The following is a 25,686-nucleotide window of genomic DNA, read 5'->3' as shown; positions in this document are numbered from 1 at the left end:
GGAGGCACGACCCATGAGGTCTTCCTCGTACTCCGCCCTGCCCGCACGCACCCTGAGAGCCGCGGTGGTCCTGGCCCTCGCCGCGGGCGCCGTCACCGTCGCCCCGGCGGCTCACGCCGGAACCACCGCGCCGACCCTCGCCGCCAAGCCCTACATGGGCTGGTCGAGTTGGAGCATGCAGTCCTCCAAGTACCCCGGCCTCAACCCCGACGGCGACTACAGCTACCTCACCGAGGCCAACGTCATCCAGCAGACCGACGCCCTGGCCGCCAAGCTGAAGAAGTACGGCTACGACTACGTCAACATCGACGCCGGCTGGTGGCGTGACACCACCTGGAAGCCGGAGTACGACCAGTACGGACGCCAGAAGGCCGACCCGGGGCGCTTCCCCAGCGGCATGAAGGCCGTCGCCGACCGCATCCACGCCAAGGGCCTCAAGGCCGGCATCTACCTCCCCGCCGGCCTGGAGAAGGAGGCGTACGGCGACGGGAAGACGCCGATATGGAACGCCGACGGCTGCACCACCGCCGACATCGTCTACGGCGACCTGCGCACCACCAACGGCTGGGACAGCTCCTACAAGCTCGACTTCTCCCGCCCCTGCACCCAGAAGTACATCGACTCCCAGGCCCAGTTGATCGCAGGCTGGGGCTATGACTTCCTCAAGCTCGACGGCGTCGGCCCCGGCTCCGGTAAGAGCGGTGACCAGTACGACAACGTTGCCGACGTGGCCGCCTGGAACAAGGCCATCGCCGCCACCGGCCGCCCGATCCACCTGGAACTCTCCTGGTCCCTGGACATCGGACACGCCGCCGACTGGAAGAGGTACTCCAACGGCTGGCGCATCGACACCGACGTCGAGTGCTACTGCAACACCCTCGTCAGCTGGGAGAACTCCGTCGACGACCGCTGGGACGACACCCCCGGCTGGACGAAGTACGCAGGCCCCGGCGGCTGGAACGACCTCGACTCCCTCGACGTCGGCAACGGCGCGATGGACGGCCTGACCAAGGCCGAACGGCAGAGCTACGCCACCCTGTGGGCCATCGCCAAGTCACCGCTCTTCACCGGCGACGACCTCACGCGCCTCGACTCCTACGGTCTGTCCCTGCTGACCAACAAGGAAGTCATCGCCCTCAACCAGGGCGCCACCCCGGCGGCCCGGCCGATCACCCCGTCCGACCCGCAGCAGGTGTGGGCCGCGAAGAACCCCGACGGCAGCTACACCGTCGCCCTGTTCAACCTCGCCGACAGCCCCGCCGCCGTCTCCGCATCCTGGGCCTCCCTCGGCTTCACCGGCACGGCGTCCGTCCGTGACCTGTGGAACCATGAGAACCTCGGCAGCCTCAAGGACAAGGTCACCGAGGCCCTGCCCGCCCACGGCTCCCGCCTGTTCACCGTCACCCCGCACGGCAGCGCGCTCGCCTTGACCGGCTACGAGGCCGAGGCCTCCGCCAACACCCTCGCCGGCAACGCCTCCGTCGCCGACTGCTCGGCCTGCTCCGGCGGCAAGAAGGTCGGCAACCTCTACCTCGGCGGCAAGCTGACCATCAACGACGTCGTCGTCCCCAAGGCCGGCACCTACCAAGTGAAGATCGCCTACGTCAGCGGTGACGCCCGCTCCGCCGCCGTCTCCGTCAACGGCGGCGGCGCGACGAACCACAAGTTCCCCTCCACCGGCGACTGGGCGTCCGTCGAGACGGTCAGCGTGCCATTGACCCTCAAGGCCGGTTCCAACACGATCACCTTCGACAGCGGCACCGGCTACGCGCCGGACATCGACCGGATCGACGTCCCGAAGTCTTCCTGACCCAGCCTCCAGGAGCCGCAGTGAACACCGATCCCGCCCGCCTGCTTCCCAGACGCGACCTGCTCGCCGCCACCGCCGCCGGAGCCGCCCTGGCGGCACTGCCCGCCTTCACCGCCTCGGCCGCACCCGAACGGCCCGCCAACGCACCCCGGATCACGACGAGTTCGCACGACGAGCTGTGGTGGCAGGCCCCCGCCGACGACAACTCCATGATCGAACAGGGGCTCCCGGTCGGCAACGGCCGCCTCGGCGCCCTCGCGAGCAACGACCCCGGCCATGAGGTCCTGCTCGTCACCGACGCCACGATGTGGACCGGCGGCCTCAACGACACCCTCGACGCCGACGGCCAGTTCCCCTACGACCGCGACCACTTCGGCTCCCTCACCCTGCTCGCCCGGCTCACCGTCGACATCCCCGGCCACGACCTCGGCGCCGTCTCCGGCTACCGCCGCACCCTCGACCTCGCCCGGGGCGTGGTGACGACGTCGTACGTCCGCTCGGGAGTCACCTATCAGCGGCAGCTCTTCGCCAGCAGACCCGACGACGTGATCGTGCTGCACTTCACCCAGAGCGGGGGAGGCCGCTACACCGGCACCGTCACGCTGGAGGGCACGCACGGCGAGGGCGCCGGGGTCTCCTTCGGTGCCGCGTTCGCCAACGGCCTCGAGTACGGGGCCGCCGTGACCGCGCACGGCACCGGCGGCGGCGTCACCGTCAGCGGCTCGCACATCTCCTTCGCCGGCTGCCAGGACCTCACCGTGGTGGTGAGCGGCGGCACCAACTACGCGCCGGACGCGGCCCAGGGCTATCGCGATCCGTCCCTCGACCCCCGGCGCCTCGCCCGCACCAAGGTCACCGCCGCCGCCGCGCACTCCGCGGACACCCTGCTGCGCACCCATGTCACCGACCACCACGCGCTGTTCGGACAGTTCGGTCTCTCGCTGGGGACCTCAACCGCCCAGCAGCGTTCCCTCGACACCTGGCAGCGGCTGCAGGCCCGGGCGAGCGACGGCGCACCCGACCCCGAACTCGAGGCCGCCTACGTCCAGTTCGGCCGCTATCTGATGATCTCCGGGTCGCGCGGCAGCCTTCCCCTGGGGCTCCAGGGGCTGTGGCTGGACGGCAACGACCCGGACTGGATGGGCGACTACCACACCGACATCAACATCCAGATGAACTACTGGATGGCCGACCGGGCGGGCCTGTCCGCCTGCTTCGACGCCCTCACCGACTACTGCGAGGCCCAGCTGCCGTCCTGGACCGATCTGACCAGCCGGCTGTTCGACGACCCCCGCAACCGCTATCGCAACTCCAGCGGCAAGAACGCCGGATGGACCCTCGCCATCTCCACCAACCCCTACGGCGGAGGCGGCTGGTGGTGGCATCCGGCGGGCAACGCCTGGCTGTGCAACTCCCTGTGGGAGCACTACGAGTTCACCCGCTCGCGCGCCCATCTGGAGAAGATCTACCCGCTGCTCAAGGGCGCCTGCGAGTTCTGGGAGGCCCGGCTGCTCACCACGACCCTGCCGGGCAGCTCCAAGGAGGTGCTGATCGCCGACAGCGACTGGTCGCCGGAACAGGGACCGCTCGACGCCAAGGGCATCACCTACGCCCAGGAGCTGGTGTGGGCGCTGTTCGGCAACTACTGCGTGGCCTCGGCCGAGCTGAAGCGGGACGGCGGCTACGCGGAAACCATCTCCGGCCTCCGTAAAAAGCTGTACCTTCCCCAGGTGAGCCCGAAGACCGGCTGGCTCGAGGAATGGATGTCCCCCGACAACCTCGGCGAGACCACCCACCGTCATCTCTCGCCGCTGGTCGGCCTGTTCCCCGGCGACCGCATCCGCCCCGACGGCTCCACCCCGTCCGACGTCGTGGCCAGCGCCACCGCCCTGCTGACCGCGCGCGGCATGAACAGCTTCGGCTGGGCCAACGCCTGGCGGAGCCTGTGCTGGGCCCGCCTGAAGAACGCCGACAACGCCTACCAGCTGATCGTCACCAACCTGCGCCCGTCGGTGGACGGCGGCAACGGCACCGCGCCCAACCTCTTCGACATCTACGAGACCAGGCCGGGCCGGGGCATCTTCCAGATCGACGCCAACTTCGGTACCCCGGCGGCCGTGACCGAGATGCTGCTGTACTCTCGGCCGGGCCATCTGGAACTCCTCCCGGCCCTCCCGGACGCCTGGGCCGCCTCCGGATCGCTCACCGGAGCCCCGGCGCGCGGCGGCTTCGTCGTCGACCTACGCTGGCAGGGCGGGAGGCCGACCGAGGCACGCATCCGCAGTGTGGGCGGCCGTACGACGACGGTCGCGTTCGGCGGCTCGTCCCGGACCGTGACCGTAGCGCCCGGAGGGTCCGTGACGATCAAGGACTTCGCGCGGTGAGGGCCCGCCACAGACGGGCCGTCCGGCTCGCCGCCCTCCTGCTGCTGGCCGGGGCCTTCCAGGCGTCACCGGTCGAGGCATCCGGCCGGCAGCCCGCGTTCGCGGTGGTGGGGGCGCCCGCCGACGGGCGGGACGTCGTCACCTGGGGCGCGAGCGCCGACCGGATCGGCGACGCCGTGCCCGACCGCGGCTACCGGCTGATCGTGCACACCGGCGTCGGCGGCACCGACCTGCGTGTCCGGCTCTCCAACGCGTTCGGGGACCGCCCCGTCACCTTCGACAGCGTCCACGCGGGCATCCAGCAGACCGGCGCCGCACTGGTCCACGGCAGCAACCGGCGCCTGACCTTCGGCGGCGCCCGGTCGATCACCATCCCCGCCGGCGCCGTCGCCCTCAGCGACCCGCTGCCCGGCCGGCTGCCGGCCGCCACCAACCTGGCCGTCAGCATCCACTCGCCGGACGCCGCGGGCCCGGCGACCGGTCACGGAATGGCCATGCAGACCTCGTACATCACCCAGGGCGACCACACCGCGGAGGAGGGGGCGGCCGACTGGACGCAGACGACCGGCTCCTGGGCCTATCTGGACTCCGTGTCCGTACGACCGCCCGTGGGCACGGCGGCCGTCGTGGCGCTCGGCGACTCCATCACCGACGGCTGGCAGTCCACCAGCGACCTCAACCGTCGCTGGCCCGACTACCTCGCCCGCCGGCTGGAGAAGACGCACAGCGCGATCCGGGGCGTCGCCAACGAGGGGATCTCCGGCAACCAGGTCCTCGCCGACGGCGCCGGCCAGAGCGCCCTGAACCGTCTGCAGCGCGACGTGCTGTCCCAGCCGGGCGTGCGCACCGTCTTCCTCTTCGAGGGCGTCAACGACATCAAGAGCCACAGCGGTGTCACCGCCCAGAACCTCGTCGCCGGCTACCGCGAGATCGCCAGCCGCGTCCACGCGGCCGGCAAGTGCGTCGTCGGCGCCACCGTCGCCCCCTTCAAGGGCTGGTCGGAGTGGGACCCGGCCGGCGAGGCCGTACGCCAGGAGGTCAACGCCTACATCCGCACCAGCGGCGACTTCGACGCGTACACCGACTTCGACCACATCCTGCGCAACCCCTACGACACCGAACGGATCCTGCCCTTCTTCGACGGCGGTGACCATCTGCACCCCAACGACAAGGGAATGCAGGCGATGGCCGACGCCGTCGACTTCACCAAACTCGACTGCACCGGACGCGGGTGAGTCGCGCGGCCCCTCAGCCCGAGGCCGTCGGCTCGGGCGCGATGAGACCCTCCCGGTAGGCGATCGCCACCGCCTCCGTACGGCTCGTCGCGCCCAGTTTGGCCAGGATGTTGGAGACGTGCACGCTCGCCGTCTTGCCGCTGATGAACAACTCCTCGCCGATCTGCCGGTTGCTGCGGCCGAGCGCGAGCAGCCGCAGCACGTCCTGCTCGCGGGCGGTGAGCGGCGAGGTCCGCTCGCCGTCCGCCGGTGCGTCGCCGAGACGGCCGCGGCGTATCAGGGCGTCGAGCCGCTGAAGCAGCGGCGCCGCGCCGAGGTGTTCGGCCGTCGCCCGCGCCTCGCGGGCCTGGTCGGCCGCCTCCGCGCGCCGCTCGGCCGCCAACAGGGCCTCCACGAGCCGGACCTGGCAGCGCACCCGCTCGTACACGTCCCCGTACGAGAACGCGGCCACCGCCTTCTCCCAGGCCGCCGCGTCCGGACCGGAGACGGCCCGCGTCCACTCCGCCTCGGCCCGCGCCAGCCACGCCACGCCCTCCGGGCCCTGCGGCAGCCCCTCCTCCCCGTGCCCGGCCACACCCCGCGCCAGCTCGACCAGTTCGTCCGCGGTGTCCTTCCACCGCCCGGGCGCGTCACCGGCCGGCCGCGCCTCGGCCGCCGCGTCCGCGACCGCGCCCAGCGCCAGCGCCGCCAGTCGCACGGTCACGTCGGGGCGGCTGCCCGAGCCGTCGCCGAGCGCGTCCGCCGTCTCCCGTGTCCGCCGCACCGCCTCCTCCGGGTCGCCCCGCAGGACGGCCGCCTCCGTCAGCGCGATGCCGGCGACCAGCGTGCCCATCCAGTCGAAGGGCCCCTCCAGCAGCGTCCGGGCCCGCTCGGCGGCCGAGAGGTCACCCCGGGCCAGGGACACGTACAGCGCGGGCCCGGACGCGTACCCGCCCGCCGCGGGCAGCACCGCGGCATCCGTCGCCGCGGCCCGCAGACACGCGTCCCAGTGGCCCAGCGTGTACAGCACCAGAAGGTGCAGATAGCGCATCTCCAGCGGGTACGGCGACGACAGCAGCCCGGCGCGACGGGCGCGCTCCAGGCCCTCGGTCACCCAGGGCAGACACCCCTGGAGGTCGCCGGCCTCGAAACAGCCGATGGCTAGGTTGAACAGGGCGCGCATCTCCACCGGCGCGTTCCCCGAGCGCCGGGCCAGCTCCCGGGCCGCCCTGAGCCGCTCGAGCCCCTCGGGGGTGCTGCGGCCGCCGCTCTCCAGGATGGCCAGGGAGACCAGCAGGTCGGCCTGTGCGTCCCGCACGCCCAGTTCCTCGGCCACGTGCAGCGCCTGCCGGGCCACCCGCAGTGCCGTCCCGTTCTCCCCGACCTGGCGGGCCGCCAGAACATGGGTGGCCGCGGCCCACACCCAGGTCCGGGTCGGCGGCTCGGCGGGGATCAGCGCCAGCGCCTCGCTGCTGTAGGCGAACGCGGCGGTCAGGCTGTCGACGTCCAGCAGGTTGCCGGCCAGGGTGTAGCGGACGCGGGCGGCCAGATCGGAGTCGGCGTCCTGACCGATGTGAGCGAGCGCGGACCGGGTGAGGGACAGGGCCCGGTGCGACTCCCCGGCGTGCCTGGCCGCCGCCGAGGCGCGCAGCGTCAGCGGCACCCGGTCCAGGCCGTCCCCCACGGGGCGATCCGCCGTGTCGACGGCCTCCCACAGGTCGAGGGCGGTTTCCAGGTGCCGTAGCTCCTCGGCGGGCGCGCCCACGCGCTGGGCGTGGTCGGCGGCCTCCAGGGAGGCGGCGAGGGCCTCGGCCAGGTCGTGGCTCTCCCGGTAGTGGTGGGCGCGCTCGGCCGCGCTCTCGGCCCCGTGCCCGCACTCGGACAGCAGCCGGGCGAACGCGCCGTGCAGCCGGGCCCGCTCACCGGGGAGCAGGTCCGCGTACACCGCCTCGCGGGCCAGCGCGTGGCGGAAGGCGTAGGTGTCGCCGGTGCCGGGGACGAGAAGCTGTCGGCCGATCGCCTCGCGCAGCGCCGACTCCAGCTCGTCCTCGGGCAGGCCGACCGCCTCCCGCAGCAGGTCGTGCTCCACCCGCCGCCCGGCGACGGCGGCCGTGCGCAGCACCCGCTGGGCCGTCTCCGACAGCTGCTCGATCCGGATGAGCAGGACGTCGGCCAGCCCGCTGGGCACTCCGCCCGCCCCGGTGTCGGTCGCCGCGAGCAGTTCCTCCGCGTAGAAGGCGTTGCCCTCCGCCCGCTCGACGATCCCGCGGACCGTGTCCTCCGGCAGCGGGCGGTCCTGCAGGGCCCGCACCAGGCGAGTGACGTCCGCGTCGCCCAGGGGCCGCAGTTCGAGCCGCTCCACGGCCGGCAGCCGGACCAGCTCGGCCAGCAGCGGCCGCAGCGGGTGACGGCGGTGCAGGTCGTCAGCGCGGTAGGACGCGAGGACGGCGAGACGGTGGGCCGGGGCGCCGCCCGCCGGGCGCTGGAGGATGCCTCGGCTCAGCAGGAACCGCAGCAGGTCACGGGAGGACTGGTCCGCCCAGTGCAGGTCCTCCAGGATCAGCAGCAGTGGCACGCGGTCGGAGAGGTCGGCCAGCAGTCCGGCCATGCCCTCGAAGAGCCGCAGCCGACCGCCCGCGTCCGCCGAGGCGTCCGTCCCCGCGCCGAGCAGCCGGTCCACCCCGGGATGCGCGGCCAGCACCTCGGCGCACCGCTCGTCGCCCGCCAGCAGACCGAGGATCTCCGTGAACGGCAGATACGGCAGCCCCACGTCACCGAGGTCCACACAGTGGCCGGTGAGCACGGCCATGCCGGCCGCCGACGCCCGCCCGGCGACCTCGTCCAGCAGCCGTGTCTTGCCGACCCCGGCGTCCCCCGCCACCAGCACCGCCCCCGCCTCGCCCCGGCGGGCGCGCTCCAGCACCTCGCCGAGCCGGGCGAGGTCTTCGTCGCGGCCGATCAGCGGCGTGGTGAAGGCGTTCTCAGACACGCATCCATCCTGGCACGCGGCACTGACAGCGCGGCTGGGACAGGGGTTGCCGGACTGGACGTGCGGGGGCGCGCGAGGCCGTCGGAGGGGTCAGGACCGCAACACCCGCGCCCAGTCCGCCGGGACCCGTCCCGCCGGCCCCGGCGCGGGCTGGTCCTCGGGGTGGGCGACGGGCGGTGCGAGGTCGGGGCCCGACTCGTACAGCTGTGAGCTGTCGAAGTCCCAGAACCACTGCTCACCCGGCTCGAAGCTGCGGATCACCGGGTGCCCGGTCTCCCGGTAGTGCGCGGTCGCGTGCTTCGCGGGGGAGTCGTCGCAACAGCCCACGTGCCCGCACTGCGCGCAGCGCCGCAGATGGAACCACCAGCCGCCCGCCGCGTCGCACTCGACGCACCCGCTGCCGCTCGGCGGGACGCTGGGGTCGATTCCGTTGGCGCTGGTCATGCGGGCTCCTCGGGTGTCTCGTCGGTCGTCGCCGTCAGCGGAAGCAGGACCTGGAAGCGGGTGTCGCCCGGCTCCGACTCCACCTGCAGGGTCCCGTGGTGCTTGTTGACGACGATCCGCCAGGAGATGTCCAGGCCCAGCCCGGTGCCCTCGCCGACCGGCTTGGTGGTGAAGAAGGGATCGAAGATGCGGTCGCGGATCTCCGGGGGCACCCCGGGCCCGGTGTCGCGGAACTCGACCAGCAGCTGGTCGTGCTCCAGCGCTGTCCGTACGGTCAACGCGCCCTCGCCGCCCGCGCTGTTGATGGCGGCGACCGCGTTGTCGATCACGTTGGTCCACACCTGGTTGAGCTCCGCCGGGTAGGCCGGGATCTTCGGGAGCGTACGGTCGTAGTCCTTGACGACCTTGATCCGCTCCCCGATCTTGCCCGAGAGCATCAGCAGGGTGCTGTCGAGGAGTTCGTGCACGTCGACGACCTGGTAGGGAGCCCGGTCGAGCTGGGAGTACTGCTTGGCGGCGTCGACGAGGTGCGAGATGCGGGCCGTGGAGTCGGTGATCTCGTCCATCAACAGCTCGGTCTCGACGGTGTAGTTGAGCCAGCCGATCGCGTTCGGCAGGAGGTCCTCGTCCACCGCGGCCGCGACCTGGTCCAGCCAGTCCACGTCCAGGCCCGCCTGCACGAAGGTCGGCGCGATCCGCCAGCCCTCCTGGATGTCGTGGTCGTCCAGCCAGTCGCTGAGGGCGTCCTCCCGGTCCGAGGCCTCCAGCGGGCTCAACGTCGGTGCCTTGGCGACGCGTTCGGCGGTGCGCTCCTGGATGTCGATGAGGTTGGCCATGACCTCGGGCGAGTAGTTGCCCTGGGAGATGACGGCCAGTTTGTGCCGCATCTTGCCGACCCGCTCGCGCAGCGTCGCGGTGGCCCGCACGGCCGCCGCGGCCGGGTTGTTGAGCTCGTGGGTCAGACCGGCCGACAACGAACCGAGCGCCAGCAGCCGTTCACGCTGCCCGATGGCACGCTGGGTGTTCTTCGAACCCCAGAACAGCCCCTCCAGCAGATGGACCGCCATCGGGAACTCCGCCGCCATGAAGTCCGCGAACTGCTCCGCGGGCAGCACGAAGAACCGCGAGGGCTCGGTCACCCGCATGGAGTTGGCGTAGACCTGGCGCACGCGGTCCCCGAGGTACGCCTGCATGGCTCCCGCGTACACCCCGGGCTGGGAGGTCCGTGAGACCTCGACGTCGTCGTCGCCGACCCGCCGGGACAGCACCACCGCGCCGTCGATCATCACGTAGAAGCAGGTGGCGGGGTCACCCTCGGTGTAGACGGGCCCGGGGTCGAAACCCTCGACCCGGCCCTTGCTGCACAGCTGCCCCAACTGCTCCGCGGAGAGCTTCTCGAAGAGGAACAGCGACCCGATCTCCTGCGGGCTGCACGGCAGCAGCCGCCCGCTCACGACTGCTCCAGATAACGGTGGACGAGCATCACGGCCATGGCTCCCTCTCCGACGGCGGACGCGACGCGCTTGGCGGACTCGGCGCGCGCGTCGCCCGCCACGAACACGCCGGGAATGTTGGTCTCCAGGTGGTACGGCGGCCGGTCCAGCTCCCAGTCCGCCGGCGGCCGTCCGTCGGCGGTCAGGTCGGGGCCGGCCAGGATGAACCCGTGCTCGTCGCGCAGCACGGTGCCGTCCAGCCAGTTGGTGAGCGGGGCGGCGCCGATGAACACGAACATCCACTGCGCGTCGACCAGTTCGGTCTCCCCGGTGTCCATGTCGCGCAGGGTGAGCTGTTCGAGGTGGTCGGAGCCGTGCGCCGACTCGACCACGGTCCGCGCCCGCACCGAGATGTTGGGCGCCTCGTTGATCTGCTGGATCAGGTAGTACGACATCGACGCGGACAGGTCCGCGCCGCGCACCAGCAGCGTCACCGACTTGGCGCCGCGCGACAGGTACATCGCCGCCTGCCCGGCGGAGTTGGCGCCACCGACGATGTACACGTCCTGCCCCTGGCAGGAGGCCGCCTCGGTCAGCGCCGAGCCGTAGAACACCCCGCAGCCGGTCAGGTCGGTGCACCCCGGTGCCTCCAACTGCCGGTACGACACGCCGGTCGCCAGGATCACGCTGTGCGCGGCGACCGCCGACCCGTCGGAGAACCGTACGGTCCGCGCACCGCCGTTGACCTCGAGTCCCGTCACCTCGCGCGCGGTGAGGATCTCGGCGCCGAACTTCGCGGCCTGCCTGCGGGCCCGGTCGGTGAGCTGCGCCCCCGACACGCCGTCGGGGAAGCCGAGGTAGTTCTCGATCCGGGAACTCTGCCCGGCCTGCCCGCCGGTCGCCGACCGCTCCACGAGCACGGTCCGCAGGCCTTCCGAAGCTCCGTACACGGCGGCCCCCAGTCCGGCGGGTCCGCCGCCGATGACGACGAGGTCGTAGAAGTCCGCGGCCGGTGTCGTCGCGAGCCCCACCTGCGCGGCCAGTTCGGGCGCCTCCGGCTCGACCAGGGTCGCCCCCTCCGCCGTGATCACCAGTGGGAGCCGCTGCCCGTCCTGGCCGGCCGCCGCCAACAGCCGCTGCCCCTCGGGCTCCTCCGCCGAGTACCAGCGGTAGGGCACCTGGTTGCGGGCCAGGAACTCCCGTACGTCGGAGGAGCGCGCCGACCAGCGGTGGCCGACGACCTTGGTGCTGGGCACCGCGCGGAAGTCACTGCACCGCCACGCCTCCAGCAGGTCGTCCAGCACCGGGTAGAGCTTCTCCTCCGGCGGATCCCACGGCTTGAGCAGATAGTGGTCGAGATCGACGACGTTGATCGCGTCGATCGCCGCGTTCGTGTCCGCGTACGCGGTCAGCAGCACCCGCCGAGCACCCGGGTACACGTCGAGCGCCTGCTCCAGGAACTCGATGCCGTTCATCTGCGGCATGCGGTAGTCCGCCAGGATCACCGCCACGAGATCACCGCGCAGCTTCAGCTCCCGCAGCGCGTCCAGCGCGGACTCGCCGGACTCCGCGCGGACGATCCGGTACGACGCGCCGTAGCGGCGCCGCAGGTCCCGGGCGACGGCCCGGGACACTCCCGGGTCGTCGTCCACGGTCATGATGACGGTCCGCGCTGCGTCGGACGCCTGTGCCATACGTCTCCCACCCCGAGGTCGGACTGACGGCACGGCGTCCCCGTACCGCGCCGGCTCCCGCCCATCGTATGTTCGATCGCCCTGGTTCGCTCCGGGATAAAGAAGCCGGTGTGAAGATCGCCCGCCGCTGCCGGACTCAGGCGCTCACTTCGGCCTCGGTGCCGAGGGCGCCGGCGCGGTCCCGCAGGTCGCGCAGGGCTGTGTGCGCGATCTCGGTGTACGGCCGATCGTTGCCGGGATCGGTCCAGCGGGCGAAGGCCGTGGTGAAGGCCAGGACGCCCATCTCGGCGGCCAGGCGTGAGGTCGTGTCGTCGACGCCTCGGTCGCGCAGCGCGGCGCCGATGGCCTCGGAGAGCCGGGCGAGCTTGAGCAGTTCGCGTTCCCGGAGCTCGGTGTGGGCCGTGGTCACCGCCCGCCGCTGGCGGGCCAGGTCCTGGCGTTCCGGGGTGAACACCCGGGCGACGGACTCCAGCGCCGCGGTCAGGCATCCGGCGACGGTGGTCTGCGGCGGCGCGCCGCGGATCACCTCGGCGAAACGGTCCGCCAGCTGGTCCCGGCCGCCGAACACCACCTCGCGCTTGTCGGCGAAGTGGCGGAAGAAGGTGCTCTTGGTCAGTCCCGCGCGGTCCGCGATCTCGGCGACGGTGGTGGCGTCGTAACCGCGCTCGACGAACAGGGCGAGTGCGGCGCGCTCCAGGCGTTCGCGTGCGTTCGGTTCCCATCGGGCCATGGGGCCCATCCTAGGCGACAGGACCAAGTCCCATGACTCTGCCCGAAGTGATGGCACCAAGTCTCATCATCTTGCTACGGTGATGAGACCGGGTGCCATCACGGCCCCGGACCTCCTCGCATTCCCTTCCAGGAGCCTCCATGCGTGTTTTCGTCACCGGCGCGTCCGGACACATCGGTTCGGCCGTCGTCGCCGACCTCCTCGCGGCCGGGCACGAGGTCGTCGGCCTCGCCCGCTCGGACACCTCCGCGGCGGCCGTCGCCGCCCTCGGCGCGACCGTGCGCCGCGGTGATCTCGACGACCTCGACGGTCTGCGGGAGGCCGCCGCGGAGTCCGAGGGCGTCATCCACGCTGCCTTCAAGCACGACCTGATGTCGACCGACTTCGCCGCCGCCGTCCGCACGGAACTCGCCGTCGTCCACGCGCTCGGCGACGTGCTGACCGGCACCGGCAAACCGCTGGTCACCGCGTCCGGCATGGGGGTGCCGGAGGGCCTTGGCCGGCCGTTCACGGAGGAGGACGCCGCGCCGCCCAGCACACCGGAGGAAGCGGGCACACCGCGCGCCCGGGCCGATTCCGAGAACGCCGTCGTCGGCTTCGCCGAGCGGGGCGTGCGCTCCGCAGTCGTACGGATCCCGCCCATCACGCACAGCAGCCGGGACCGGCACGGCCTGACCACCATGCTGGTCGCCATCGCCCGGCAGAAGGGCTTCGCCGGTCACCCCGGGGACGGGGCGAACCGGTGGCCGGCCGTGCACACGCTGGACGTCGCCCGTCTCTTCCGGCTGGTGCTGGAGAAGGCGCCGGCCGGTACCCGGTGGCACGCGACCGAGGGCGAGGGGATACCGCTGCGGGAGATCGCGCAGGGCATCGGCGACGGCCTCGGACTGCCCGTCAAGAGCGTGCCGCTCGACGAAGTGCGGTCCCACTTCGGTCCGTTCCTGGCCACGGTGATCGCCCGTGACCTCCCGGCGTCCACGCGCACGACCCGCAGCGTCCTCGGCTGGGAGCCGACCGGGCCGGGACTGCTCGACGAGTTCGCGGCGGGCACCTACTTCACCGAAGGCGGCTGACCGCGAACCCGCCCGACGGCCGGTTCAGCTCCGGCGTGCACCGAGCACGCAGAACTCGTTGCCCTCCGGGTCCACCAGAACCACCCACGACTCGTCGCCGGACTGTCCGACGTCCGCGTGCCGTGCGCCGAGTGCCAGCAGCCGGGTCACCTCGGCGTCGCGGTCGTCGGGGCGGAAGTCCAGATGCAGCCGGTTCTTGATCGTCTTGGCCTCCGGCACCGGCACGAACAGCAGCCCCGGCAGACGGTCCTTCTCGGGGCGGATCTCGAACTCGTCGGCCGCGTCGTTCACCACGACCCACCCGAGCGCCTCGGTCCACCACCGTCCGAGGGCGACGGGATCGGCGGCGTCCACGATCACTTGCTCCCATTCCAAGGTCATGGGGCAAGAGTAGAGAAGACTGTCGCCGACGACGTGACCACGACACTGGGAGGCATCCGCATGACGCGCCCGATCACCGCAGGGGTCGACGGAACCGAGGAGAGCCTGGCCGCGCTGGACTGGGCGGCCAGGGAGGCGGTCCGCCGGGGGCTGGCGCTGCGGGTGGTGCAGGCCTGGCGGTTCGAGCCGTACGACGCGATCGACGCGGCGGACCGGCAGACGCAGGCGGGGTGGGTGCGGGACGCGTTGGGCGAGGCGGCCAAGGCCGTCACCGCCCGCCACACCGGCCTCGACGTGAGCACCGAGGTGCTGGAGGGCGAGACGGTCGACACGCTCGTCGCCGCGGCGGCGGACGCCGAGATGCTGGTCCTGGGCTCACGCGGCTACGGGCCGGTCGTCGGCTTCCTGCTCGGATCCGTGGGACAGCAGGTCATCGCCGAGACCGCCCGGCCGGTGGTGCTGGTGCGGGCCGACGACCGGCCCACCGCCGAGGCGGCGGGCCGCGAGATCGTCGTCGGCCAGCAGGGAGAGGCGGAGGACAGCGCCGAGGCGCTGCGGTTCGCCTTCGAGACGGCGGCCGCCCGCGGGGCCGGCGTGCGGGTGGTACGGGCCTGGACGCTGCCCCCGGTGTTCGCCTACAGCCCCGGCTCCATGCATCTCCTCGACGAGGCGGGCGGACTGGAGCCGTTCGAGAAGAAGGCGCTGGCGGCGGCGGTCGCGCCGTGGCGGGAGCGCTTCCCGGACGTGCCCGTGGTCGAGCACGTCGAGATGGGCAGTGCCGCGCAGGTGTTGCTGTCGGTGGCCGCGCGGGCCCAGCTGATGGTCGTCGGGCGCCGTGCGCACCGTACGGCCGTCGGGGCGCGCATCGGCTCGGTGGCGCACGGGGTGCTGCACCACGCGGGCTGCCCGGTGGCCGTGGTCCCGCACGCCTGAGTCACTCGGCGGTGGCGGGCTGCAGTGTCTCTCGGGCCTTGGGCAGGATGTTCTCGATGTAGTCCTGGACCGCCGTGTCCAGCCCGATGTCCTGCTGCGCCCGCTCGGACAGGTACCAGCGGTGTTCGAGCAGCTGGTGGTAGATCTCGGCCGCGTCCATCGCGCCGCGCAGCTCCGGCGGCACGGCCCGGACCGTCGGCCGGAAGACGTCGCGCACCCAGCGGTGGGCCAGCACCTCCGGGCGCGCGGCGAGCGGGTCGCCCGGGGCGTAGTCGTCCTGGGTGGCCATCCAGCTCTCCAGGTCGTTCAGCAGCCGCCGGGCCTGGTTCTCCTCGGTGTCCAGGCCCGTCAGGCGCAGCAGTTGGCGCTGGTGGTGGCCTGCGTCGACGACCTTGGGGACGAAGGTGACGGTGTCGCCGTTGGAGGAGTGCTCGATCTGCATCTCGGCCACGTCGAAACCGAGGTCGTTGAGGCGGCGGATCCGGCGCTCGATGAAGTGGTACTTGCCCGCCGGGTAGACGGAGCTGCGGGTCAGCTCGTCCCACAGGCCGCGGTAGCGGGCGCAGATCTCCATGCCGAACTCGATCGGGTCCACCGACGGGTGCAGCGCCCCTGACGCCTCCAGGTCCAGCAGCTCGCCGCTGATGTTCACCCGGGCGAGGTCGAGGTCGTACTCCCGCTGCCCGGTGCTGAGCTGGGGGTGCAGGTCGCCGGTCTCGGCGTCGACGAGGTAGGCGGCGTAGGCGCCGGCGTCCCGCCGGAAGAGGGTGTTGGACAGGGAGCAGTCGCCCCAGGCGAAGCCGGCCAGGTGGAGGCGGACCAGCAGCACGGCCAGGGCGTCCATGAGGCGGTGCATGGTGGCCGGCCGCATCGTCGTTTCGAACATCGAGCGGTACGGCTGCGAGCCGCGCAGATGCCGGGTGATGAGCACGGGCTCCAGCGGGTCGCCCGCGCCGTCGGTGCGGCCGGTGACCACGGCCAGCGCGTCGACCGCGGGGATGCCGAGCCGGTCCAGGTCGCGCAGCAGCTCGTACTCGCGCAGGGCGGGGCGTTCGGCGAGCTCCTTGACGGCGATCACCTCGTCGCCGGCGCGGGCGTAGCGCACCACGTGCCGGGAGATGCCGCGCGGCAGCGGGACCAGGTACTCCTCCGGCCACTCCTCCAGGGGCAGCTGCCACGGCAGTTCCAGCAGGAGCGCGGGGTGCTCCGGGTTCGTCGCGCTGATCTGCAGTGCCATGAGGTACGTGTCCTTGCCTCGCGGGAGATCGTGACCTCACTTTAAAGGGCGCGCTCCTTGGCCTGAAGTGCCGCTTCACGGACCGGGCCGCGCAGTGCCGGGCCGTGTCCGGGCAGCAGCAGATCGCCGTCGAGGGCTGCGAGGACATCAAGGGAGGCGACGGCCCGCGCCCGCTCGTGCTGGAACATGTCAGGCAGCAGCTGGGGGCCCTGGATGCGGGACGTGGGGTGGCCGGTGGCCAGGGCGTCCCCGGAGACGACCACGCCGAGATGCGGGAGATGGAAGGCCGTGTGTCCGTCGGTGTGCCCGGGGGTGTGCACCGGCACGGGACGGCCCGGCAGGTCCAGCGGGCCCGTCGTGGGAAACGGCTCGGGCGCGGAGACCGGCACGTCGGCGGTGCCGCCGGAGCGCAGGGCGTGCAGCGCCCAGGGCAGAACGCCGGGGCGCCAGCCGTTGCGCGCGATCTGTCCGACGGTGACCTGGTGCAGGAACTCCCGGCGGGCGTGCGGCACTTCGGCCTCGTGCAGATAGACCGGCGTGTCGTAGGCGTCGCGCAGGAACTCCGCGGAGCCCAGGTGGTCGTTGTGGGCGTGGGTGATCAGAACGGCCGCGACCGCCTCCGGGGCGCTGCCCACCGCCGTCAGCGAGGCGAGGAGCTGCTCCCGGTCCCCGAGGTAGCCGGTGTCGACGAGGGTGACCTCGTCGCCATCGCTGAGGATCACCCAGTTGGTGTCGCTGCCGTGCACCAGGTGAATGCCGTCGGTGACCTGCCGTACGTCCGCCCGCATGACCGCCCCGTGTCCGAAGTCCGTGCCCGACGCCCTCAGCAAAGCAGACCCCGGCCCGACCGGAACCGTCGGGTCCGGGCCAAAGTACGGTACGAAGGGGAAAGGCGGCCTCCGGCACCGTCCGCCGGAGGCCGCCCCCGCGTGCGCCGGAAGCGGCCGCCTCTCCGCCTCAGCGCACGCCGTGCGGACGGAACTGGATGCTGATCCGGGGTCCCGTGGCCCGTGTGGTCTTCGGTACGCAGTGCTCCCAGGTGCGCTGGCAGGAGCCGCCCATCACGATGAGGTCGCCGTGCCCGAGTGGCCGGCGCACCGCCTCGCCGCCGTGCATCGGTCGCAGCAGCAGGTCCCGGGGCTCGCCCACCGAGAGGATGGCGACCATCGTGTCCTCCTGCGCGCCGCGTCCTATCCGGTCGCCGTGCCAGGCCACGCTGTCCCGGCCGTCGCGGTAGTAGCACAGCCCGGCGGTTGCGAACGGCTCACCCAGTTCGTCGCCGTAGTGCGCGCTGAGGGCGTCACGTGCCTCGTCCAGCACCGGGTGGGGCAGCGCGTCGTCCGCGCCGTAGAAGGCCAGCAACCGCGGTACGTCCACCACGTGGTCGTACATCTTGCGGCGCTCCGCCCGCCACGGCACATCCCTGGCCAGCTGTTCGAACAGCTCGTCGGCGCCGGCCAGCCATCCGGGCAGCACGTCGATCCAGGCGCCGAGGCCGAGCCGCGTCCGGCGGATCCCGTCGAGGGGGCCGAGACGGAGCTGGTCGGTCTGGTCGAAGAGCGAGCCCTGGAGGTGCGTGGCCATGGCACCAGCGTACTACTGATTCGAAAACATGTTCCAACGAATTGTCGGCCGATTGCAGGGCCGGTGGTGACCCCCGGTGCACGGGCGCCTTTCGATACATCGGTGTATCGGATACATTCCTGTATCGAACGGGGAGGAGCGGCATGGCGACCGAGCAGACGACACCACGCGTGACCAGGCGCCGGGTGCGGACGCGGGCGAACCTGCTGGACGCCGCGTTCGCCGTGTTCGCCGCCAAGGGCTTCGGAAGGGTCTCCATCGAGGAGGTCTGCGAGGCGGCCGGCTACAGCCGGGGGGCCTTCTACTCCAACTTCGACAGCCTGGACGAGCTGTTCTTCGCCCTCTACCGGCAGCGCGCCGACCTCATCGCCGAACAGGTCGCCGGCGCCCTCGCCCTGGACGGCCCCGACCTCGACGTGCCGGCCGCCGTGGACCGCGTCACCGAGGTACTGCTGCTCGACCTGGACTGGCTGCTGGTGAAGACGGACTTCCTGGTGCACGCCGCCCGCGATCCGGACGTGGCCCAGAGCCTGCTGGAGCACCGGGCGCGACTGCGTGGTGCGATCGCCGACCGGCTTCTGCGGGCCCGTGGCCTGACCGAACTGCCCGCCGTGCTCGGCGACGTCGACGGCGCCGCGCACGCCGTGGTCGCCGCCTACGACGGCGTCACCACCCAACTGCTGCTGGACAAGGACGTCGAGGGCGCCCGGATCTGGCTGAAGCAACTGCTCACCGCGCTGCTGACCGACGGCAGCAACCCCCAACGAGCCCACTGAGAAAGGGAACGGACGCCATGGACGCGGACGTCATCGTCGTCGGAGCGGGCCTCGCGGGCCTGGTCGCCGCGCACGAACTCACCAGCCGGGGCCGCAGGGTCGCCCTGGTGGACCAGGAGAACGCCGCCAACCTCGGCGGCCAGGCCTTCTGGTCCTTCGGCGGGCTCTTTCTCGTCGACACCCCGGAGCAGCGCCGTCTCGGCGTCAAGGACTCCCTGGAGCTGGCCTGGAGCGACTGGCAGGGCAGCGCAGGGTTCGACCGCACGGACGACGAGGACTCCTGGGCGGTGCGCTGGGCCCGCGCCTACGTCGAGTGGGCGGCGGGGGAGAAGCGGACCTGGCTGGAGGGGCACGGCATCAAGTTCCTGCCGACGGTCGGCTGGGCCGAGCGCGGCGACCTGCGCGCCGACGGACACGGCAACTCCGTGCCCCGCTTCCACGTGACCTGGGGCACTGGCACCGGAGTCGTCGAACCCTTCGTCAAATACGCCAAGCAGGCCGCCCGCGACGGGCTGCTGACCTTCCATCACCGCCACCAGGTCGACGAACTGGTCATCGAGGACGGCACCGCGCGCGGGGTGCGCGGCACGGTCCTCGCCCCGGACGACGCCGCCCGCGGTGTCGCCTCCAACCGTGACCGCGTCGGCGACTTCGAGCTCACCGCCCGGGCCGTGGTGGTCACCACCGGTGGTATCGGCGCCAACCACGAGATCGTCCGCCGCTACTGGCCCGCGCGCCTGGGCACCCCGCCCGCCGAGATGGTCACCGGCGTGCCCGCCTATGTAGACGGCCGCATGCTCGACATCAGCGCCGAGGCGGGTGTACGCCTGGTCAACCGCGACCGCATGTGGCACTACACCGAGGGCCTGCGCAACTGGGACCCGATCTGGCCCGGCCACGGCATCCGCATCCTGCCCGGCCCGTCCTCGATGTGGTTCGACGCCCTCGGCCGCCGTCTGCCCGACCCCTGCCTGCCGGGCTACGACACCCTCAACACGCTCAAGTACCTGCGGACCACCGAGGACATCGCGGGCCACGACCACTCCTGGTTCATCCTCACCCAGAAGATCATCGAGAAGGAGTTCGCCCTGTCGGGCTCCGAGCAGAACCCCGACATCACCGCCAAGGACAAGGCCGCGGTCCTGAAGAATCGTCTCGGCAAGGGCGCCCCGGGCCCGGTGGACGCCTTCCTGCGCAAGGGCGCCGACTTCGTGAGCGCCCCCACGCTGGAGCAACTGGTGACGAAGATGAACGGGCTGACGGACAAGCCGCTGCTCGACGCGGCCGACCTGCGCCGCCAGATCGAGGCCCGAGACCTGCAGATCGCCAACCCCTACAGCAAGGACGCCCAGATCCAGGGCATCCGCAACGCCCGCCGCTACATCGGCGACCGTCTCGGCCGCGTCGCCACCCCGCACCGCATCCTGGACCCGGCCGCGGGCCCCCTGATCGGCGTCAAGCTCAACATCCTCACCCGCAAGACCCTCGGCGGCATCCAGACCGACCTCGACTCGCGCGCCCTCGGCACGGACGGCACCCCGATCGAGGGCCTGTACGCGGCCGGTGAGGTCGCCGGCTTCGGCGGCGGCGGCGTCCACGGCTACAACGCCCTGGAGGGCACCTTCCTCGGCGGCTGCCTCTTCTCCGGGCGGGCCGCCGGCCGGGCGGCGGCGAAGCAGACCGCCTGAGTCAGGCGCCGAGGAGCCGCACCAGCACCGAGGCGTGGCTGTGCTCGGGGTCCTTCGACGAGGTCAGCAGGGTGACGGGTCCCTTGCGCACCAACTGCCTCAGACGATCGAGGAGTTCGGCGGCCTCCGGAGCGTCCAGCTCCGCCTCGTAACGGCCGCTGAACTCCTCGTACGAGCCCTCGCCCGCGTGATACCAGCGCCGCAGCTCGGTCGAGGGTGTGAGGCCCTTGGGCCACTCGTCCACATGCGCCGCGTCCTTGGACAGGCCGCGCGGCCACAGCCGGTCGACCAGGACCCGGACGCCGTCGTCCGGCTCGGGCGGTTCGTAGACACGACGTAGGCGAACGCTCACTCCGGGCCTCTTTCCGTGCGGGGGACTCGAGCGTAAGGCGCGGCTCTCGGGTGACGCTGCGTGACTTGGCCAAAAGGAGGAGGTGTACCGGTGGCCCGGCCCCCTAGCCTGGGCGATTGATCATCGGCCACCCCCCTCAAGGAGCTCATGTGAGACTGTCCCGCCGACAGACCGTCGCCCGCACCGCCGTGCCCCTGACGATCCCCGTCGCGCTCGCGGCCCTGCTCGCCGGCAGCGGAACCGCCGTCGCCGCCACCGGCGGAGCGCCCGGCGCCGGCGACCCCTACTTCCCGCTCGCCGGCAACGGCGGCTACCACGTCGAGCACTACGGTCTGACGCTCCGTTACGACACCTCCACCCGCCACCTCGACGCCACCGCCGTCCTCACCGCCCGCGCCACCCAGCACCTGACCCGCTTCGACCTCGACCTCAAGGGACTGAAGGTCACCGGCGTCAGCGTCGGCCACACCAGGGCCGGCTTCCGTCGCGACGGACAGGAACTCGTCGTCACCCCGCGCCGGGCCCTGCACAAGGGCGAGCAGTTCCGCGTCACCGTCACCTACCAGGGCACGCCCAAGCCCGTCACCGACCCCGACGGCTCGGCCGACGGCTGGATCCCCACCGACGACGGCGCCTTCGTCGCCGGGGAGCCGCAGGGCGCCATGACCTGGTTCCCGGCGAACAGCCACCCCAAGGACAAGTCGTCGTACGACATCACGATCACCGTCCCCCAGGGCCGTACCGCCGTCTCCAACGGCCGCCTGCTCTCCCAGCGCACCGCGCACGGACGGACCACGTTCCACTGGCGCCAGAGCGAGCCCATGGCCGCCTACCTCGCCACCGCGACCGTCGGAAAGTTCAAGGTGGAGCAGTACACCACCCGGGACGGCATCCGCGTCTACAACGCCGTCGACCCGCGGGAGGCCTCCGCCGCCGCACCGGTGCTGAAGAAGCTGCCGTCCGTGCTGGAGTGGGAGAGCAAGGTCTTCGGGCCCTACCCGTTCCGCAACGCAGGGTCGATCGTCGACAAGGCCAACGTGGGCTACGCGCTGGAGACCCAGTCGCGGCCCCTGTACGACTCGGCGCCCGACCTGAGCACCCTCGTCCACGAGAACGCCCACCAGTGGTTCGGCGACTCCGTCTCCCTCACCGCCTGGAAGGACATCTGGCTCAACGAGGGCTTCGCGACCTACGCCGAGTGGCTCTACAGCGAGCAGCACGGCGGCGACAGCGCGCAGAAGGCCTTCGACTCCCTCTACGCCCGCCCGGCGAGCGACGGCCTGTGGGCCTTCCCGCCCGGCAACCCCGGCAGCGGCAAGAACATCTTCGGCACCCCCGTCTACGCCCGCGGCGCCATGACCCTGCACGAACTGCGCAAGGCCGTCGGCGATCCGGTCTTCTTCCGCATCCTGCGCGCCTGGGCCGCTGAACACCGGGGCGGCCACGGCACGACCGCGCAGTTCGTGCGGCTGGCCGAACGGGAGTCGGGCAAGAACCTCCACCCCCTGTTCACCTCATGGCTCTACACTCCCGGGAAGCCGAACAGCGCCTGAAAGCTGACGAGTTCCTCACATGTGTGAGTCACAGTCGTTCCGTGATCATGAATAAACCCCGTGCCGCCCTGCTCGCCGCCTCCCTGCTCCTGACGGGATGCGGCGGCGGGGCCGTGGCGTCGCCGGGCCACCCCTCGGGCCCGGCGGCCGGGCCGAGCGCGCCCGGCTTCAGCCCCCTGACCTCGCCCTCGCCCCAGCTGTCCGTCGAGGCCGCCCCGCTGCAACTGCCCGGCCTCGGCCCGAGGATGCTGGCCCAAATACCCAGCGACACCCGCCAGGCCGTCGTGGTGACCGGCAAGGACGAGAACTCCCCCGACTCCACGGTGGTGTTGTACGAGCGGACGGCGACCGGCTGGCAGCCCGGCGCGACCTGGCCCGCGCACAACGCCCTCAAGGGCTGGTCCGGCCACCACATGAGCGGCGATCTGCGCTCACCCGTCGGCGTGTTCGGCCTCACCGACGCCGGCGGGCTGCTGAAGGACCCCGGCAGCAAACTGCCGTACCACCGCTCCAGAGGGTTCGTCGCACCCGGCACGGGCTTCGAGGGAGAACCCCTCGCGGGCTCCTTCGACTACGTTGTCGCGATCAACTACAACCGCGAGCCCGGCACCTCGCCCCTGGACTGGACCCGCCCGCTCGGCTCCGGCCGCGGTGGCGGCATATGGTTCCACGTCGACCACGGAGGCCCCACCCACGGCTGCGTCAGCATCTCCGCCGAGCACATGAAGGATCTGCTGCGCGCGCTCGACCCCGCCCTCCACCCCGTCGTCGTCATGGGCGACGCGGCGTCCCTGGCCCGCTGACCGCTTAGGATCCGCCGCGTGTGCGCACATGTACTGGTCGCCGAGGACGACGAGATGCAGGCCGAACTCATACGCCGCTCCCTGCTGGCCGAGGGACACACGGCCACCGTGGTCCACGACGGTGCGGCAGCGCTGGAGGCCGCGAAGAGACTCGCTCCCGACCTGGTCGTCCTCGATCTGATGCTGCCGGTCATCGACGGCTTCGGGGTGTGCCGGGTGCTGCGCGGCGGGGACCAGGACGTGCCGGTCGTCATGCTGACCGCGCGGTCCGAGGAGGACGACGTGCTCCTCGGCCTCGAACTGGGCGCCGACGACTACATGACCAAGCCCTACAGCCCACGCGAGCTGATGGCCCGTATCCGCACGGTGCTGCGGCGCAGCGGCCGGGCGGTCGGCGTACGGGAGGATCCCGTGGTCCGCGCGGCCGGGCTGTCGGTCGACCCGGAGCGGTACGAGGTGCGCTGTGACGGCGAACCGGTGGAGTGCACGCCCGCCGAGTTCCAGATCCTGCTCGCCATGGCGGGGGAGCCCGAACGGGTCTTCACCCGGCGGCAGTTGCTGCAGTGCACCCGCGGCTTCGACCGCTCCTCCACCGAACGCGCCGTCGACGTCCACATCATGAACCTGCGCAAGAAGATCGAGGCCGATCCCCGCCGCCCGGTGCGTCTGCTGACCGTTTTCGGGGTGGGCTACAAGCTCAGCGGTGGCCGTCCGTGAAGCGACGCATACCGCTGCGCAAACGGCTCCTGGTCCGACTGCTGTTCGCGTCGGCGCTCATCGCGGTGTGCTCGGTGGCCGCGACCACGTGGCTGGCGGTGGAGACCACCACCCGCGCGCTGCGTGAGGAACAGGGCCAGGACCTCGCCGACGACCTGCGCATCCTGGCCAGGCTCAGCGGGTACGCGGCCACCCACCCCGACTGGAAGGGCGTGCAGCCCCTCGTCACCGAGCTCGCCGAGCGGACCGGGCGGCGCATCGCCCTGACCACCACCGACCGCGACCTCATCGCCGACTCGGCCCGCAAGGGCACCGCGCTGCCCCTCGGCGCCGCCGCCACCGTCGACCCGCTGAACACCGACACCTACACCCAGCCCGGCGCGCAGCTCAGCGGCGTCGATCCGCGCGCCGTGGGCCCCTACCGCATCACGGCGAACGAGCGCTCCCGGCTGGACGCGCTCGCCGAGAAACTGCGGACCTGCGACTCCCGGTTCGGCGTCGACATCAGGATCGAGCACCTCCCGAGCGGCCGTCCCGTCCTGGTGAACTCGGACGGAAGCGACGGCACGGACACTCCGGCCCAGGATTGCGGCTACGGGATGAACGAGCCCGTGCCCACCGAGAAGAAAGCACTGGGCGAGCTGACCAGGACCGCGCGCACCTGCCTGCAGAGCAACGACCAGAGCCTGCGCGAACCGCTGCACTTCTATCTCGACCTGACCAGCAGGAACCCGCTGAGCCGGTACGTCATCGCCAAATACCCCAAGGCGGGCAACGAAGAGGCTCTCAAGACCGCCCAGAACTGTGCCGCCACCGCCCTGCGCGCCCAACTCGACCCGTACGTCGCCCCCGTGGCCGACCTGTATCTCGGCGGCGACGACACCACCCCGCCCCGCTTCGACATGTCCCCGGCCAACAAGGCGAAGATCGTCGGGGTCGGCGGTCTGGTCCTCGCCGTGACGGTGGCGGTGACGGCGGTCGTCGCCACCCGGCTCGTACGGCCGCTGCGCGCGCTGACCGAGGCGGCCCAGCAGCCGCCGGAGCTGCACGTCAGGGTGCCGGTCACCACCCGGGACGAGACCGGCATCCTGGCGGAGGCCTTCAACGACCTGACCGAGCGCCGGGAACGCATCGAGGCCCAGCGCAAGGCGATGGTCAGCGACATCGCGCACGAACTGCGCAGCCCGCTCACCAACATCCGGGGCTGGCTGGAGGTCACCCGCGACGGCGTGGTCGACCCCGACCCGGCACTGCTCGGTTCCCTGCACGAGGAGGCGATGGTCCTGCAGCGCGTCATCGACGACCTGCAGGACCTCGCGGCCGCCGACGCGGGCACCCTGCGCCTGCATCCCGAGCCGGTCCGCGCCGACGACCTGCTCGACCAGGTCGCGGCCGCCCACCGCGTTGCCGCCGCCGGAGCCGGAGTCACCCTGCACACCGAGACCGACGGCTCCGCCTGGCTCGACGCCGATCCCGTGCGGATGCGGCAGGCGCTGGGCAACCTGGTCTCCAACGCCCTGCGGCACACCCCGGCCGACGGCACGGTCACCCTGGCGGCGCGCCGGGACGGCGACGAGGTCGTCTTCACCGTCACCGACACCGGCACGGGCATCGCCCCGCAGGACCTGCCGCACGTCTTCGAGCGGTTCTGGCGCGCCGAGAAGTCCCGCAGCCGCCGCACCGGCGGCAGCGGCCTGGGCCTGCCGATCGTCCGCCACCTGATCACCGCCCACGGCGGCACGATCACCGCGGCGAGCGAACCGGGCGCCGGGGCGGTCTTCACGATCCGTCTGCCGGGCAGCGGGGCGCCGCGGGAATGAAGGGCCCGGTGCTCAACCGGTGGCGCCCGACGAACCCTGACAAGGCGCCATGGCGGATGCCGCGCCCGCGT

21 protein-coding genes are annotated in these 25,686 nt (G+C 72.0%); 11 read left to right on the top strand and 10 right to left on the bottom strand.

The genetic code is table 11. The features are described from left to right. Positions 1-13 precede the first annotated feature (13 nt). The 3 genes from ABZZ74_RS12310 to ABZZ74_RS12300 are packed head-to-tail and all read left to right on the top strand — an operon-like array spanning position 14 to position 5,429. A complete protein-coding gene (locus ABZZ74_RS12310; RefSeq protein WP_356763867.1) occupies positions 14-1,810 on the top strand; it encodes a CBM35 domain-containing protein in 1,797 nt (598 codons plus the stop codon). A gap of 20 nt (positions 1,811-1,830) precedes the next feature. Beyond that, positions 1,831-4,194 carry a glycoside hydrolase N-terminal domain-containing protein gene (locus tag ABZZ74_RS12305; RefSeq protein WP_356763865.1) on the top strand — a complete coding sequence of 788 codons (2,364 nt, stop codon included), beginning with the start codon at positions 1,831-1,833 and terminating at the stop codon, positions 4,192-4,194. After that, positions 4,191-5,429 (top strand): SGNH/GDSL hydrolase family protein, encoded by a 1,239-nt coding sequence (locus ABZZ74_RS12300; RefSeq protein ID WP_356763863.1) that lies wholly within the window; start codon positions 4,191-4,193, stop codon positions 5,427-5,429. The genes ABZZ74_RS12305 and ABZZ74_RS12300 overlap by 4 nt, the downstream gene beginning before the upstream one ends. Before the next feature lie 13 nt (positions 5,430-5,442). Here the strand turns inward: ABZZ74_RS12300 and ABZZ74_RS12295 are convergent, their stop codons facing one another. From ABZZ74_RS12295 to ABZZ74_RS12275, 5 genes are all read right to left on the bottom strand, one after another. Further along, entirely contained in the window at positions 5,443-8,397 is a 2,955-nt protein-coding gene (locus tag ABZZ74_RS12295) for an AAA family ATPase (RefSeq protein ID WP_356763861.1), read from the bottom strand. A gap of 90 nt (positions 8,398-8,487) precedes the next feature. Beyond that, positions 8,488-8,841: a UBP-type zinc finger domain-containing protein gene (locus ABZZ74_RS12290; protein WP_356763859.1), complete on the bottom strand. Its 354-nt coding sequence runs from the start codon at positions 8,839-8,841 to the stop codon at positions 8,488-8,490. Beyond that, positions 8,838-10,295: an ATP-binding protein gene (locus tag ABZZ74_RS12285; protein ID WP_356763857.1), complete on the bottom strand. Its 1,458-nt coding sequence runs from the start codon at positions 10,293-10,295 to the stop codon at positions 8,838-8,840. Before ABZZ74_RS12285 ends, ABZZ74_RS12290 begins: the two co-directional genes overlap by 4 nt. Continuing rightward, positions 10,292-11,968, bottom strand: coding sequence for an FAD-dependent oxidoreductase (locus ABZZ74_RS12280; RefSeq protein ID WP_356763855.1), 1,677 nt, complete (start codon positions 11,966-11,968; stop codon positions 10,292-10,294). Before ABZZ74_RS12280 ends, ABZZ74_RS12285 begins: the two co-directional genes overlap by 4 nt. A gap of 136 nt (positions 11,969-12,104) precedes the next feature. Then, entirely contained in the window at positions 12,105-12,698 is a 594-nt protein-coding gene (locus ABZZ74_RS12275) for a helix-turn-helix domain-containing protein (protein ID WP_356763853.1), read from the bottom strand. Between the two features lie 140 nt (positions 12,699-12,838). Between ABZZ74_RS12275 and ABZZ74_RS12270 the strand changes: the two genes are divergently transcribed. After that, the gene (locus ABZZ74_RS12270; protein WP_356763851.1) at positions 12,839-13,771 is read left to right on the top strand and encodes an SDR family oxidoreductase; all 933 of its coding nucleotides are present in this window, start codon (positions 12,839-12,841) and stop codon (positions 13,769-13,771) included. A 24-nt stretch (positions 13,772-13,795) separates the two neighbouring features. On the opposite strand, the gene ABZZ74_RS12265 is transcribed toward ABZZ74_RS12270, so the two are convergent. Beyond that, a complete protein-coding gene (locus tag ABZZ74_RS12265; RefSeq protein WP_356763849.1) occupies positions 13,796-14,152 on the bottom strand; it encodes a VOC family protein in 357 nt (118 codons plus the stop codon). Positions 14,153-14,212: 60 nt separating this feature from the next. On the opposite strand from ABZZ74_RS12265, the gene ABZZ74_RS12260 reads away from it, so the two are divergent. Then, complete coding sequence (locus ABZZ74_RS12260) at positions 14,213-15,085, top strand: universal stress protein (RefSeq protein ID WP_356763847.1); 873 nt, start codon at positions 14,213-14,215, stop codon at positions 15,083-15,085. A 1-nt stretch (position 15,086) separates the two neighbouring features. Here the strand turns inward: ABZZ74_RS12260 and ABZZ74_RS12255 are convergent, their stop codons facing one another. From ABZZ74_RS12255 to ABZZ74_RS12245, 3 genes are all read right to left on the bottom strand, one after another. Continuing rightward, entirely contained in the window at positions 15,087-16,322 is a 1,236-nt protein-coding gene (locus ABZZ74_RS12255; protein ID WP_356763845.1) for a DUF4032 domain-containing protein, read from the bottom strand. Positions 16,323-16,363: 41 nt separating this feature from the next. Further along, positions 16,364-17,110 (bottom strand): MBL fold metallo-hydrolase, encoded by a 747-nt coding sequence (locus tag ABZZ74_RS12250; protein ID WP_356763843.1) that lies wholly within the window; start codon positions 17,108-17,110, stop codon positions 16,364-16,366. A 169-nt stretch (positions 17,111-17,279) separates the two neighbouring features. After that, complete coding sequence (locus ABZZ74_RS12245) at positions 17,280-17,906, bottom strand: alpha-ketoglutarate-dependent dioxygenase AlkB (RefSeq protein ID WP_356763841.1); 627 nt, start codon at positions 17,904-17,906, stop codon at positions 17,280-17,282. A 143-nt stretch (positions 17,907-18,049) separates the two neighbouring features. Here ABZZ74_RS12245 and ABZZ74_RS12240 point away from each other — a divergent pair, with 143 nt between their 5' ends. Continuing rightward, positions 18,050-18,682, top strand: coding sequence for a TetR/AcrR family transcriptional regulator (locus tag ABZZ74_RS12240; RefSeq protein ID WP_356763839.1), 633 nt, complete (start codon positions 18,050-18,052; stop codon positions 18,680-18,682). Positions 18,683-18,699: 17 nt separating this feature from the next. Then, entirely contained in the window at positions 18,700-20,370 is a 1,671-nt protein-coding gene (locus tag ABZZ74_RS12235; protein WP_356763837.1) for an FAD-binding dehydrogenase, read from the top strand. A gap of 1 nt (position 20,371) precedes the next feature. Here ABZZ74_RS12235 and ABZZ74_RS12230 read toward each other — a convergent pair whose 3' ends face one another. Next, positions 20,372-20,722, bottom strand: coding sequence for a DUF488 family protein (locus tag ABZZ74_RS12230; protein ID WP_356763835.1), 351 nt, complete (start codon positions 20,720-20,722; stop codon positions 20,372-20,374). 149 nt (positions 20,723-20,871) lie between these two features. Between ABZZ74_RS12230 and ABZZ74_RS12225 the strand changes: the two genes are divergently transcribed. Genes ABZZ74_RS12225 through ABZZ74_RS12210 form a run of 4 tightly spaced genes read left to right on the top strand, consistent with a single transcriptional unit; the run spans position 20,872 to position 25,615 of the window. Then, on the top strand, positions 20,872-22,275 hold the full coding sequence (locus ABZZ74_RS12225) for a M1 family metallopeptidase (protein WP_356763833.1): 1,404 nt from the start codon (positions 20,872-20,874) through the stop codon (positions 22,273-22,275). A gap of 47 nt (positions 22,276-22,322) precedes the next feature. After that, positions 22,323-23,078, top strand: coding sequence for a L,D-transpeptidase family protein (locus ABZZ74_RS12220; RefSeq protein ID WP_356763831.1), 756 nt, complete (start codon positions 22,323-22,325; stop codon positions 23,076-23,078). 18 nt (positions 23,079-23,096) lie between these two features. Beyond that, positions 23,097-23,795 carry a response regulator transcription factor gene (locus tag ABZZ74_RS12215; RefSeq protein ID WP_356763829.1) on the top strand — a complete coding sequence of 233 codons (699 nt, stop codon included), beginning with the start codon at positions 23,097-23,099 and terminating at the stop codon, positions 23,793-23,795. After that, positions 23,792-25,615: a HAMP domain-containing sensor histidine kinase gene (locus ABZZ74_RS12210; RefSeq protein WP_356763827.1), complete on the top strand. Its 1,824-nt coding sequence runs from the start codon at positions 23,792-23,794 to the stop codon at positions 25,613-25,615. Before ABZZ74_RS12215 ends, ABZZ74_RS12210 begins: the two co-directional genes overlap by 4 nt. Positions 25,616-25,686: the final 71 nt, after the last annotated feature.

It is taken from the genome of Streptomyces sp. NPDC006476, from assembly GCF_040612015.1.
GTDB lineage: Bacteria > Actinomycetota > Actinomycetes > Streptomycetales > Streptomycetaceae > Streptomyces > Streptomyces griseorubiginosus_B.
Note: the sequence above shows the minus strand (reverse complement) of the source record. Positions and strands in the feature narration are given on the sequence as shown.